Here is a 12,389-nt window from a genome sequence, read left to right as displayed (position 1 = left end):
TTGTACCAATTATGCAGTTTTCCAGTGATCTGGAACGGGGTGGCCGATTTCCTCTGCCAGGGCCTCAAGATACCCCAGCATCATTGACACGCGCGTGCTCGCCAGATCCCGCCCGCCCTGCGTAAGCATGCCGGACGGTAAGTCGAGCAACTTGATCTTCCAATGATCGATCGCGAATGTCAGATCGTCCAGATCGCGGTTTTCTGCAAATGGGTCATCAAGATCGTAAAGCGTCCGGTCCAGAGCACCGGCCACGGTGAAACACCGGGCAATCCCAATTGCCCCAAGCGCATCGAGGCGATCCGCATCGCGCAGGATGCGGGCCTCGGGTGAGCGAGGCGGGATATTGGCCGAGTAGCTGTGCGCTTCGATTGCATGTTGGGTGGCATGGATCGAGGGGGCGTCAAAGCCCAAATCGTCCAATATAGACTCTGATATCTGTGCCGATTTACGAGATGCGAGATGCCGGTTCGGATCGTTTTTCGGCAGGTTGACCAGATCGTGCAGATAGCACGCGGCCATGAGAACCTGCATATTGGCCTGATCATCTGCAATGGCCTGTGCGTTGCACCAGACGCGGTCCAGATGCGCCAGATCATGGGCTGGGTCAGCCTGCATGCGCTGCGCGACGATGCCGCGCAGCTGGGTGCGGAGATCAGCCAATATGGCCACGGTTCTCACCGATCTGACCGCGATGCAACAGCAGGTGATCCAGGATCACGCAGGCCATCATCGCCTCGCCTACCGGCACGGCTCGGATTCCGACGCAAGGGTCGTGGCGGCCTTTGGTGATGATCTCGGTTTCCTCACCGGATTTGGTAATCGTCTTGCGGGTGGTCAAAATCGATGAGGTCGGTTTGACGGCAAAGCGCACCACGATGTCCTGTCCGGTCGAGATGCCGCCCAGAATGCCGCCCGCATGGTTCGAGCTGTATTGGGGGCCTTTCTGGCCCATGAAGATCTCATCTGCATTGGCCTCGCCGGTCAGTTCGGCGGCGGCCATGCCTTCTCCAATTTCAACGCCTTTGACCGCGTTGATCGACATCATCGCAGCGGCCAGATCAGTGTCTAACTTGGCGTAAACGGGTGCTCCGATCCCAGCAGGGACACCGCGCGCCACGACCTCAACCACGGCGCCGACCGAGTTGCCGGATTTGCGCAGATCGTCCAGATAGGCGGCCCAGTCCTCGGCGGCTTGGGGGTCAGGTGTCCAGAAGGGGTTCTGTTCGATCTGCGACCAGTCGAAATTGGCGCGGTCGATCCTGTGCGGGCCGATCTGGGTCATGTAGCCGGTGATCTGCACATTCGGCGCGATTTGTTTGATCGCCTCGCGGGCCAGCCCTCCGGCCGCGACGCGCGAGGCGGTTTCACGGGCCGAGCTGCGCCCGCCGCCGCGATAGTCGCGGATGCCGTATTTCTGCCAGTAGGTGATATCGGCATGTCCCGGGCGAAACTTGTCGATGATATCGCCGTAGTCTTTCGAGCGCTGGTCCGTGTTCTCGATCATCAGCTGAACGGGCGTGCCGGTGGTCTGACCTTCGAACACGCCGGACAGGATTTTCACCTGATCGGGCTCGCGCCGCTGGGTGGTGAATTTGTTCTGCCCCGGTTTGCGCCTGTCCAGCCAGTGTTGGATCATCGCGGCGTCGACTGTCACACCCGGAGGGCAGCCATCAACGGTTGCACCCAATGCGGGCCCATGGCTTTCACCCCAGGTGGTGACGCGGAAGAGGTGTCCAAAGCTGTTCATCGACATGGGGCATGCTCCTTTGTGGGTTGTGATTAGCGGGCACAGGGCTTGGCCTCAAGCGGATTTCGGATAAGGGGGGAGGGGGCCAGCCCCCTATTGAGCCGTTGGCTCAATTCACCCCCGGGATGTTTTTGGCCAGATGAAGTGGATCAGGCTTGCGCTTTCAAGGACTGGCGGGTTTTGGTGATCGCAAGCGCAGCGTGTGCAGCCTCGCGGCCTTTTTGCACGAAGTGGTCGCGATAGATGGCGTTGTGGTGATCGGTTTCCTGATACTGATGTGGGGTCAGTGAGACCGAGAGGACGGGAACGCCCGTATCAAGCCCGGCCCGCATTAGCCCATCAACTACGGCTTGAGCCACAAAATCGTGCCGGTAGATGCCACCATCCACCACAAACGCCGCACAGGCGATTGCAGCGTAGCGTCCGGTTTGGGCCAGATCACGGGCCAGTAGCGGCAGTTCGAACGCACCAGGGACATCGAAGACATCAACCTGATCGCTGGGGATGAGTTGCAGAAACCCATCCAGTGCACGGTCGACAATATCGGAGTGCCAGTTGGCTTTGATGAAGGCATAGCGGGTGTGTGTCATTCGGGCCTCCTGAGTTACAGACACGTCACCCAAGGCGATCACGAGCAGGCGCGCCGCTGGGCGGCACGATGCACGTTCTCTTTCATCCGGACTGTAACCGTCGGCTCTGGCCTCTCACCAGATCTGCTGACACCCCGGAATTAGGGGCCGCTCGCGGGCTTACGGGTCTTCGCCCGCATACCGCCGGTGGGGAATTTCGCCCCGCCCTGAGAACAGGCGCGACCTTGCATAGAACCCACCTGATCTGCAAGAGATTTGACAGGAGGATTTTTATGCACCCCAATCCCGCATTTCGTGCCGAAGAGCGCGACCGGCATATCACCTTTGCCCGTGACCGTGGCTTTGGCGTTTTGGCTGTGTCAGGCGATACCGCGCCGATCATGAGTCATGTCCCGTTTCTGCTGGATGAAACAGGTGAGCTGGCCGAGTTGCATCTGGTGCGGTCGAACCCGATTGTCAGGCTGCTCAAGCAACCGCGCGCGGTGCGGATCGCTGTAACTGGGCCGGATGCGTATATCTCGCCCGATTGGTATGCGGTGGATGACCAGGTGCCCACCTGGAACTATGTGGCGGTTCATCTGATCGGTCGCCTTGAGCTGCGCCCGCAGGAGGAATTGTTGGATCTGCTGAACCGGCAATCTGCCTTCTACGAACAGAAACTGCTGCCGAAACCCCCTTGGGTCACAGGTAAGATGTCAAAGGATGCGCTGGCCCGGATGATGCGGATGATCGTGCCTTGCCGGATGCAGGTTGAGGATATTCAGGGCACCTGGAAACTGGGTCAGAACAAGCCCGATGAGGTGCGACGCGCTGCGGCGGATCAGGTGGCGACCGGTTTTGGCGCTGAAACCGATCAGCTGGCCGCGCTGATGCGTGAGGTGTAGAAGACCCTGTTTAGAGCCTACTTTTTCTCAAAAAACAGGATCACCTCGCCAATGCGGACCCCAAAACGCGAGACATAGGCGCGGTTTAGCAGGCGGTCATCCTCCAGCAGCCACATCCAGTCGTCGAACTTCACGCGCATGGTGCCGTCCTTGATCGGCAGGTCGATCTTGTATTTCCAGTTGAAGGTGTCACCGCGCTCGATCCCTTCAGCGGTGCCAAGCACGCCGGGGGCGGTGCCGGTCCAGGTATCGGCGCCGGTTTTGGTCAGTGTCCAGATACGCTGCTCGGTTGCGCCGTCGTCATAGACGAAATCCTCAACCAAGGTGAGCGTTTCGCCGTCCCAGGTGCCGTCGATATCCACGGTAAAGCGGCGCGGAACGTTGCCGAGGATGTCCTGAAACTGACCATAAGCGACGGTTTTGCCTTCGAAAAACTCCTCGAGGTTCAATTCACGGTCCGAAAGGAAGGTCTTTGGCACGCGGGGCTTGGCCGAGCAGGCGGCCAGAACCACAAGGCACGCGATGGCGGCAAAGGTGATGACAAAGCGGGCGCGGATCATTGAAGTGGTCTTTCCGCAGCCTTGGCATCATAGCCATTTGCGCCGTTCAGATGCGCGGTCTTGACCTCGGGCGCGGGGCGCATCGTGGCGACCAGCTCGGCCACTTTGATGCCGAACTTGCGCATTTCCGAGCGGTTCATGATCGCGCCATTTTCCGTCAGGTACATCCAGTCGGTGACATCCAGCGTATGCCCGCCTGCATCTTCAGGCAGGATGATCCGATAGGTCAGTTTGACGGTCGAGCCCGAGATCTCTCCCTTTCCTTCACCGACAATGTCATCCGCCGTGGCGATGAACGTGTTGCCGGTGCCCAGTGTCAGATACCATTTGCGGGTCATCTGTTTGCCATTGGAATAGGTGAACCATTCGGCCAATGTGCCCGAGTTGCCGTCCCATTCGCCGACCATGCGCGCGACAAAGCTGTTCGACATCTTGCCATTCGGGCCATAGATCAGGCCTTCGGACAGGATTTCGCCATTCAAGTGCTCTTTCAGCGAGAAGTTGGGGCCCGTGCCCGCATAATCGGCAGGCGATTGTGAGCGAAAGCTGAGGAAACGCCCCTTGGCCGCCAGAACAGCGAGGATGGCGAGTAGAAGCACGACAAGTGTATTCATTTGGCTGTAACCTCCGTGGGCAGGGTCAGAACCATCCCGAACGCGCCAAGCTTGAGGATGCAGGGCAGTACGGCATAGGCGAGGTTGAGTGTTTTCAAAGCCTCGACACTATTGGTTTGACCGGGTGTAAAGCCGCTGCGCTCCAGCAGTGGCAGAGTGAAAAAGGCAGCGAGGGCAAGGCCCAGCTTGCCGGCAAAAGACCAGATGCCAAAAGCGGCCGAGGCGTTCAGCCCCGCGCGTGTCAGCACCACGGAAAACATGGCAGGCAGAACAACCATATCCGCCCCAAGCGCCGCGCCAGACGCGATGCAGATGATGGCGAAACCGGTGAGGTCTCCGGAGGATAGCGTTGCGGCACCGATGAAGCCCGCGATGGAGAGCGGCATGGCGATGATCAGGGTCTTTTTCGGGCCGATCCGATTGCTGAGCTTGGCCCAAAGCGGAACGCTTGCGCCTGCGCAGAGGAAGAACAGGATCAGCAGCGGCCCCGCCTTGCCGGGCAGTTGCAGGCGATCTTCGACAAAGAACAGGAACAGTGTGGATGTGATGGCGACCGGCAGGCTGTTGACCAGTGCCAATGCCAGTAGACGCAGCGCTCCGGCCTGCCCAAGTCCGGCAAAAGACAAGCCCTGACCGGTGATCGGCGTGCGTCGCCAGATTGGAATGGTCAGGATTAGGGTCAACAGCGCCAAAAAGCCCAGAAACAGGCCAAAGGCGGGGTATCCTTGTGCGGATGCACCCAAGGCCACGAACAGGGCCGGGGCGCTGGCGGCGATCACGACGCCTGTCAATTGCCCGCCTTCGCGGAAGGCGGCGAGCGTCATCAGCTCTTTGGCATCGGCCTTTTTTGCAAGCGTTGCGCTGCGACCATATAAAAGGATCGTACCGAGGCTGTAGGCCGAGAACAGCAAGATCAGGACCGCCACCAAAGTGGCAATACTGGCGCCTGCGGGCAGGCCAAACAGCAGGGGGAAGCCGATGGCCAGACCCAGCGCGGCCAAGGCGGCGAACAAAAGCTGCCTGCCTGGCCAGCGGTCGATGGCCCAGCCGATCAGCGGGTCCTGCACCAGATCGACCAGCCGGATCACAAGCAGAACCGTACCAATCACCCCAAGGCCGATGCCCAGATTCACCGCCGCAAAGCGTGGCAGGTGAATATAAAGCGGAATACCCGCCGCAGCGAGCATCAGCGCATACAGGCTGACACGGGGGTACAGCATCACTGGCCCTTCAAGCTTTGCGTAAAGCTGGCCGAGCGGGTGTTGTTGCCCAGAAAGATCGACATGAAGGACTTCTTGATGTCGTTGCTCGCCAATGTGCAGGTCTGGGTACCATTCCGCCAGAAGCCAACCTTGTTTGGCCCCTCTGAGATTGCCAGATAGCTGTCCCCTTTGCTGACAGCCTGAAAGCACTTTTCAAGCTGCGCCTGCGTGGGCTGCGGATTGCCCTGACGGGCCATTTCTTCCAGCGTCGATTCTACCAGCGCCTTTTGTTTCAGGTTTTTGCGGTAGGTCAGTTTCAGGCCAAAATCCTGGCTCCAACTGAACGCGGCTCCGCTTGGTGTGTAGAGTTTCGCATCATACAGCGGCAGGCCGAGAAACCGAAAGGTCCCGCTGCCGATCTGTTTGGGATCTTGCAATTCGCTTGCCAGCGGATCAGCCGCCAGCCCACCGGGGGCCAGCAGCGTCAAGGACAGAAGCCCAGCGCGCCACAGGCGTCTATTCAGCCGCAACAGCAGGGATGGCCGGGTCTTGTTCCAAAGTGCCATGGTCAGCTCCGATCGTTTGCGAGGTGCCCTTGATGCGATCCACAACGTGCATCGCGCTGGCAATCCCGTCTTCGTGAAACCCGTGCCGGTTATACGCTCCGGCAAACCAGGTCCGGTTCTGTCCCTGCATCTCGCGGATTTGCCCTTGTGCTTTCAGGGCGGCCTTGTCGAACACCGGATGGGCAAATTCGACCTGATCATAGATTTTATCCGCGGCAATCTCTGACGACGCGTTCAGCGTCACGAACAGCGGGTCGCTGTCCGGGATATTTTGCAGCCGGTTCATCCAGTAGGTGACGCCAACATTTCCGGCTTGCGAGCGATAGGTCCAGCTGGACCAGCAAGCACGGCGCTTCGGCATCTGGCTGGGATCGCAATGTAGAATGGCGCTGTTGGGCTGATAGCGGATCGCTTCCAATGCTGCAGCTTCGGCGGTCGTGGCATTGTCGCCCAGAATGGCGCGGGACTGGTCGGAATGAGTGGCTAGAATGATCTCATCAAACTGGTCGGTGTGGCCCTGACTGGTCACCGAAACGCCCATGTCGTCGCGCTGAACGAGATCGACCGGGGCAGCCAGTCGAATATCGCAGCCCCGTTCGCGCAGGGCGGCGTCGATGCGGCGAACATACTCGATGCTGCCACCTTTGACCGTATACCACTGATGCTGATTGGCTCGGCCACTGGCCAGCAACGCATGATTGCGGAAGAATTGTACCAGCGAGCGCGCCGGGAACTGATCGACAAACTCCACCGGGGTCGACCAGATCGCGCCGCACATCGGCATCAGATAGTTGTGGCGGAACCAATGGCCCAGACGCATCTGATCCACCAACTCTCCGATTGTGGTGTCATCATCCTTGGCAGCCTCGGGTGCTTCTTTGCTGAACCGCAGGATGTCGGCGATCATCTTGTAGTAGGACGGGCGCGCCAGATTCCGTTTCTGCGCGGTCAGGGTGCGCAGGTTGTTCAGCCCATACTCGATCCGACCGTTGTCGATGGTTGCGCCAAAGCTCATCTCGGATTTGATGACCGGCACGTTCAACTCGTCAAACAGCTTGGTCAGATGGGGATAGGTCGCATAGTTGAAGACGATAAACCCGGTATCGACAGGCTGATCGCCATTCTTGCCGGCCATGACGGTACGCGCATGTCCCCCCAGCCGGGGTTCGGCCTCGTAAATAGTGATGTCGTGATCTTCTGACAGATAATAGGCTGCGGATAGACCGGAAATGCCTGCACCTACGATTGCGATTTTCTTGCGTTCGCCTCGCGTTTCGTCGAACATGTGATCCCCTTAGTGCGACATTTTACAAGGGGATACGTAGCAGGTTTGATGTCGGATCAATCAGATTAGATTAATTTCCACGTTGCTCTATGTTGTGAGGTCTGTGCTGATTTTCCAGTATGGCGGCGTGATCCAGCACCCGTGCCCGACCGTAAAATAAGCATCAGAACACAATACGGCCCAGACATGAGCTGCTTTGACGGAAAAACCTATTGGATCGTTGGCGCCAGCGAGGGCCTGGGCCGCGCTTTGGCCGAGGGGCTCAGCCGCCGGGGTGCGCATCTGATCCTGTCGGCGCGCAATGCGGATCGGCTGGCCGATATCTGCGCGAGCCTGCCGAATGCCCGCGCGGTTCCTTTTGACGTCACCGATCTGGATGCTGTGCGCCGTGCTGTGGCAGAGGCCGGTGCGGTCGACGGGCTGGTTTATAATGCCGGGGCCTACGAGCCGATGCGCAGCGCCGATTGGGAGACCGAGGCGGTACTGGCCATGACCGACGTGAACTACACCGGTGCGTTACGGGTGTTGGGTGAAACGGTGCCGTCTTTCGTGCGTACAGGCCGCGGCGATATCACCCTGATCGGGTCCCTGTCTGGCTATCGTGGGTTGCCCGCGGCTGTGGGCTATGCGGCCAGCAAGGCGGCTTTGGTGTCGCTGGCGGAAACCATGCGCTTTGATCTTGCGGGTACCGGGGTCACTGTGCGCATCGTCAACCCGGGCTTCATTAAGACCCGTCTGACCGAGAAAAACAATTTCAAGATGCCGATGTTGATGACGGCTGAGGACGCGGCAGACCGGGTGATCAAAGCGATGTCGCGCCGTCGTTTCCGGACTGACTTCCCGGCCCCGTTTTCATGGGTCATCCGGTTGCTGGACTACCTTCCGGATTGGCTGATCTATCGCGGGAAATAGCGCTGATCCAGGGTCAACCGCAGGTCAGGCGTTGGATCACGCCGGTATCATCCACAAACACATTCAGTCGGTCGATCCGATAATCCTGGGTTGCAATGTCGTTTGGCCCCAGTACGCGACTGCGTTCGGGCAGATTGGCTTGAATGGTTGAAACCGGCTGGCCAATCGTCTCGGCAAATGGATCACCCTGACAAAAGGCCAGATCGACAGGCGCGGCCTCTGGCTCAATCGGAATATCTTCGGGTGGGGGTGGTTCTGAACAGGCCGCCAGAAGGATCAGGATCGGAAAAATTCGGTGCATTGGCGTTCCTCATTCGGACAATGTCGTTTCTTCAATATCAAAAGTTTAGCCACTCTGTCATGAATGCATAGTTGAAAGAACCCCGTTTTTGACGCAGGGTTTGGACAAACAAGACTGGGAGACAAGCACTATGCGCACCCGTGCAGCCGTCGCCGTTCAGGCTGGCAAGCCTTTGGAAATTATGGATGTGAACCTCGAAGGCCCCAAGGCGGGTGAGGTTCTGGTTGAGATCAAGGCCACCGGTATTTGCCACACAGATGAGTTCACCTTGTCGGGGGCAGACCCCGAAGGCCTGTTCCCGGCAATTCTGGGCCACGAAGGCGCTGGCGTGGTGGTCGAAGTCGGGCCGGGCGTGACCAGCCTGAAACCCGGCGATCATGTGATCCCGCTTTACACCCCGGAATGCCGCGAGTGTGAATATTGTCTGCATCCCAAAACGAACCTGTGTCAGGCAATCCGTGAAACACAAGGCAAGGGCCTGATGCCGGATGGCACCTCGCGGTTCTCGACGCTGGATGGCGATCCGATCCTGCACTACATGGGCTGCTCGACCTTCTCGAACCACACGGTTCTGCCAGAAATCGCGCTGGCCAAAGTGCGCGAGGACGCGCCGTTTGACAAGATTTGCTATATCGGTTGCGGTGTAACCACCGGCATCGGCGCTGTGATCAACACCGCCAAAGTGGAAATCGGCAGTCGCGCCATCGTGTTCGGTCTGGGCGGTATTGGCCTGAACGTGATCCAGGGCCTGCGTCTGGCCGGGGCCGATCAGATCGTTGGTGTCGATCTGAACCCGTCGAAGGTGGAAATGGCGACCAAGTTCGGGATGACCGATTTCGTGAACCCAAAAGAGGTTGAAGGCGATCTTGTTCCCTACCTGGTGAACCTGACCAAGGGCGGTGCCGATTATACTTTCGACGCCACCGGCAATGTTGGCGTGATGCGCGACGCGCTGGAATCGGCGCATAAAGGCTGGGGTGAGTCGATCATCATCGGCGTGGCCCCTGCGGGTGCCGAGATCTCGACGCGCCCGTTCCAGCTGGTCACCGGCCGCTCGTGGCGCGGCACGGCCTTTGGCGGCGCGCGGGGCCGGACAGATGTGCCCAAGATCGTTGACTGGTATATGGACGGCAAGATCGAGATCGATCCGATGATCACCCACACCATGGGTCTGGACGACATCAACCACGGCTTCGACCTGATGCACAAGGGTGAGAGCATCCGGTCGGTGGTGGTTTACTGACAAGACAAAAATACTTTCCAAGGGCGGGCTTTTGCTCGCCCTTTTTGACCCTTACATTCCTCACCATGAATTAAATTTAAGGTTGAGGAATTCAGGTGACGACAGGACGAACAGACCGCCTTGCAGTTCTGATTGACGCGGACAATGTCTCCGCAAAACATGCAGCAGAAATTTTTGAAGAAATCGCAACGTTGGGAGAGGCTGGCCTACGACGGATATACGGCGACTTCGCCAATGGACCGCCGCAGGGATGGGAGGCCAAGTCCCTGGCCGAATACGCCATCGTGCCCCATCAGCAGTTTGCCAATACGTCCAAAAAGAACTCCAGCGATATTGCCTTGGTCATTGATGCCATGGATATCCTGCATTCCGGCAGGTTCAGCGGGTTTGTTCTAGTGTCCTCAGACAGCGATTTCACGCGTCTCGCCAGCCGCATTCGCGAACAAGGGCTGGACGTCTATGGTATCGGAGAGCGCAAGGCACCCAAGGCGTTTGTAGCCGCGTGTAATCGATTTATTTATATCGAGAATATTGAGAAACAGCCCGAGGACATCCCGCAGGCAAAGAAAACCGAAAGCGCAAAGCCAAGGCAAGAATTGAACCATGCCTATCAGCTTGTTCGCAATGTTGTTCAAAACGCTGATGAACCAGATGGGTGGGTTAAGCTAGGGCAAGTAGGAAGTCAGCTTAGCAAGATCTACCCGGATTTTGATGCTCGTTCCTATGGCTACGCGAAGCTGAGCGATTTGGTGCGCGCGACGGGAAAATTCGAAGAAGACGGAATAAACGGCGGTTACAGGATTAGACTCAAAGCCAGCTGATCACGTAAATTTGTCGTTCTGATGAATTCCACTTTTGGTCTTGAGCTACTCCCCCGGTCGCGACGCCCCGGTATCTGCGCGTGGCGACCGTACCCGCAGGACCGGAGTGTTCACGGATGTGGTGTTGGACCGGCTCTCGCGCCAGACCACAAAAACACCAGACGCGATGATGATACCTGCGCCGACGGCGACCCAGCCATCCGGGCGCTCGCCAAAGAAGATCATGCCGAACAAAGTGGCCCAGATGATCTGACTGTATTGGCTGGGCGCGACGACCCCGGCGGGCGCGGCGCGGTAGGCGAGGATGATCAGGTGTTGCGCGATGACCGAAAACACACCAACCAGCGCCATCATTGCCAGATGCAGCAGCGAGGGCGGTTGATAGACGGCGGGTTGCATCAGGCTCATGACCAGAATGGCCAACAACATGGGATAGAGGATCAGGACGGCGGATCGTTCCTCATTCCCGATCTTGCGCACCAGAACAGACCCGAATGCGCTGCAAAACGCGGCAGCCAGAGCGGCCAGGTGGCCCAGTGTGATGTCCGTTGAACCCGGGCGCAGGACGATCAGAACACCGATCAGGCCAACACCAACGGCGGCCCAGCGCTGGACACGGACGACCTCTCCCAAAATTGGGATCGACAGAACGGTCACGATCAATGGGAAGGAGAAGAGCAACGAGTAGACCTCGGCCAGTGGCAGCACCGAAAAGGCGTAGAAGGCGCAGACCATGGCCGTAACCATCAGGGCCGACCGCAGCAGCACTAGCCAGGGATGGTGCGGCAGAAAGTTCCCGGTGGTCCGGTCTGTCAGGATTGTCACCGCCATGGGGACAAAGGAAAACAGAGTGGCGAAAAAGATGATCTGCATCACCGAATAGGTCCCGCCCAGCACCTTGATCAACGCGTCATGGCTGGCGAAAACCGCGAATCCAAGAAACGCGAAACCAAGTCCCCTTAGGGTGGTGTTTTGAGTGCTCATCGCTGTGGCCTCGGGTGATGTCGGTGTGGTGGCACTGTGCCGTCGCAGCGCAAAAAGGGCTGTCTTGCCCCTGAGTAAACCCATTCTGCCAGCGCGCATAGCCCCTATTTTACCGCTAACAGTGCAAAGCTGCCATGTCTTCAGATCAACGCAGGATCGGTGGCGCATCCTTGGGCTGACGCGCCGATTGCACGCCGGCCTTCATCCCCACCCCGATGCGTCGCGCCAGGGCGGCCCAGGGCGTCGCGGTTTCGGCTGGCAACGTCTGGGCTGCGACCTCTTCGAACAGGTCCAGCCAATGGGCGAACATGTCGGGCTGAACTGCCGGCCGTTCAATATGAACCCGCTGCGGATTGCCGTCATACCCGCGCTCATACAGGATCGCATTGCGCCAGAATGAGGCGATCTTTTCCTCATGCGCGGGCCAGTCATCGACATGTTGCGCAAAAACGGGGCCCAGTACCGGGTCGGTCCGGACACGGGCGTAAAAGGCGCACACTTGCGCATTGATCTGATCAGACGTGGCCGGAAAACGCGGTGGAAGGATTGGTCGGGTCATAATGTTTGGGTCCTAACCAGAATCCCGGCGGTTCTACAGGCGTGGTTTTGTCGCGCTCATCCTTACGGCCAACGGCGACATGCGATTTGCGCAGGAATCGGGTCGCGCGGCGTGGTCA

At 58.7% G+C, this 12,389-nt stretch carries 15 protein-coding genes and 1 riboswitch; of the genes, 4 read left to right on the top strand and 11 right to left on the bottom strand.

What is annotated here, in order from left to right:
* Positions 1–9: 9 nt before the first annotated feature.
* The 3 genes from ACR0DH_RS17540 to ACR0DH_RS17530 form a co-directional block, all read right to left on the bottom strand.
* On the bottom strand, positions 10–672 hold the full coding sequence (locus ACR0DH_RS17540; protein ID WP_480550923.1) for an HD domain-containing protein: 663 nt from the start codon (positions 670–672) through the stop codon (positions 10–12).
* Positions 656–1,756, bottom strand: coding sequence for a chorismate synthase (gene aroC / locus ACR0DH_RS17535; protein ID WP_480550925.1), 1,101 nt, complete (start codon positions 1,754–1,756; stop codon positions 656–658). Before aroC ends, ACR0DH_RS17540 begins: the two co-directional genes overlap by 17 nt.
* A gap of 143 nt (positions 1,757–1,899) precedes the next feature.
* Entirely contained in the window at positions 1,900–2,340 is a 441-nt protein-coding gene (locus tag ACR0DH_RS17530) for a 6,7-dimethyl-8-ribityllumazine synthase (protein WP_480550927.1), read from the bottom strand.
* A gap of 70 nt (positions 2,341–2,410) precedes the next feature.
* Positions 2,411–2,558: riboswitch (FMN riboswitch) on the bottom strand.
* 54 nt (positions 2,559–2,612) lie between these two features.
* Between ACR0DH_RS17530 and ACR0DH_RS17525 the strand changes: the two genes are divergently transcribed.
* Positions 2,613–3,224, top strand: coding sequence for an FMN-binding negative transcriptional regulator (locus ACR0DH_RS17525; RefSeq protein WP_480550929.1), 612 nt, complete (start codon positions 2,613–2,615; stop codon positions 3,222–3,224).
* A 17-nt stretch (positions 3,225–3,241) separates the two neighbouring features.
* On the opposite strand, the gene ACR0DH_RS17520 is transcribed toward ACR0DH_RS17525, so the two are convergent.
* The 5 genes from ACR0DH_RS17520 to ACR0DH_RS17500 are packed head-to-tail and all read right to left on the bottom strand — an operon-like array spanning position 3,242 to position 7,451.
* Positions 3,242–3,784 carry a DUF3833 domain-containing protein gene (locus ACR0DH_RS17520; protein ID WP_480543515.1) on the bottom strand — a complete coding sequence of 181 codons (543 nt, stop codon included), beginning with the start codon at positions 3,782–3,784 and terminating at the stop codon, positions 3,242–3,244.
* Positions 3,781–4,398 (bottom strand): DUF3833 domain-containing protein, encoded by a 618-nt coding sequence (locus ACR0DH_RS17515; RefSeq protein WP_480550931.1) that lies wholly within the window; start codon positions 4,396–4,398, stop codon positions 3,781–3,783. Before ACR0DH_RS17515 ends, ACR0DH_RS17520 begins: the two co-directional genes overlap by 4 nt.
* Entirely contained in the window at positions 4,395–5,618 is a 1,224-nt protein-coding gene (locus ACR0DH_RS17510) for an MFS transporter (protein WP_480550933.1), read from the bottom strand. The genes ACR0DH_RS17515 and ACR0DH_RS17510 overlap by 4 nt, the downstream gene beginning before the upstream one ends.
* Positions 5,618–6,166: a hypothetical protein gene (locus ACR0DH_RS17505; RefSeq protein WP_480543509.1), complete on the bottom strand. Its 549-nt coding sequence runs from the start codon at positions 6,164–6,166 to the stop codon at positions 5,618–5,620. Before ACR0DH_RS17505 ends, ACR0DH_RS17510 begins: the two co-directional genes overlap by 1 nt.
* Positions 6,117–7,451 carry an NAD(P)/FAD-dependent oxidoreductase gene (locus ACR0DH_RS17500; RefSeq protein ID WP_480550935.1) on the bottom strand — a complete coding sequence of 445 codons (1,335 nt, stop codon included), beginning with the start codon at positions 7,449–7,451 and terminating at the stop codon, positions 6,117–6,119. Before ACR0DH_RS17500 ends, ACR0DH_RS17505 begins: the two co-directional genes overlap by 50 nt.
* A gap of 186 nt (positions 7,452–7,637) precedes the next feature.
* Here ACR0DH_RS17500 and ACR0DH_RS17495 point away from each other — a divergent pair, with 186 nt between their 5' ends.
* Positions 7,638–8,363 carry an SDR family NAD(P)-dependent oxidoreductase gene (locus tag ACR0DH_RS17495; protein WP_480550936.1) on the top strand — a complete coding sequence of 242 codons (726 nt, stop codon included), beginning with the start codon at positions 7,638–7,640 and terminating at the stop codon, positions 8,361–8,363.
* 13 nt (positions 8,364–8,376) lie between these two features.
* On the opposite strand, the gene ACR0DH_RS17490 is transcribed toward ACR0DH_RS17495, so the two are convergent.
* Positions 8,377–8,664: an I78 family peptidase inhibitor gene (locus ACR0DH_RS17490; RefSeq protein ID WP_480550938.1), complete on the bottom strand. Its 288-nt coding sequence runs from the start codon at positions 8,662–8,664 to the stop codon at positions 8,377–8,379.
* A gap of 130 nt (positions 8,665–8,794) precedes the next feature.
* Between ACR0DH_RS17490 and ACR0DH_RS17485 the strand changes: the two genes are divergently transcribed.
* Both ACR0DH_RS17485 and ACR0DH_RS17480 read left to right on the top strand, forming a co-directional pair.
* Entirely contained in the window at positions 8,795–9,907 is a 1,113-nt protein-coding gene (locus ACR0DH_RS17485) for an S-(hydroxymethyl)glutathione dehydrogenase/class III alcohol dehydrogenase (protein ID WP_480550940.1), read from the top strand.
* 95 nt (positions 9,908–10,002) lie between these two features.
* The gene (locus ACR0DH_RS17480; protein ID WP_480550942.1) at positions 10,003–10,728 is read left to right on the top strand and encodes an NYN domain-containing protein; all 726 of its coding nucleotides are present in this window, start codon (positions 10,003–10,005) and stop codon (positions 10,726–10,728) included.
* Positions 10,729–10,773: 45 nt separating this feature from the next.
* On the opposite strand, the gene ACR0DH_RS17475 is transcribed toward ACR0DH_RS17480, so the two are convergent.
* Both ACR0DH_RS17475 and ACR0DH_RS17470 read right to left on the bottom strand, forming a co-directional pair.
* Positions 10,774–11,712: a DMT family transporter gene (locus ACR0DH_RS17475; protein ID WP_480550944.1), complete on the bottom strand. Its 939-nt coding sequence runs from the start codon at positions 11,710–11,712 to the stop codon at positions 10,774–10,776.
* Positions 11,713–11,857: 145 nt separating this feature from the next.
* Positions 11,858–12,271, bottom strand: a complete 414-nt coding sequence (locus ACR0DH_RS17470; protein ID WP_480550946.1) for a group III truncated hemoglobin — start codon at positions 12,269–12,271, stop codon at positions 11,858–11,860.
* Positions 12,272–12,389 lie beyond the last annotated feature (118 nt).

Source organism: Ruegeria sp. I1 (genome assembly GCF_056532675.1).
The sequence above is the reverse complement of the archived record's forward strand: the minus strand, read 5'-3'. Positions and strand labels throughout refer to the sequence as shown.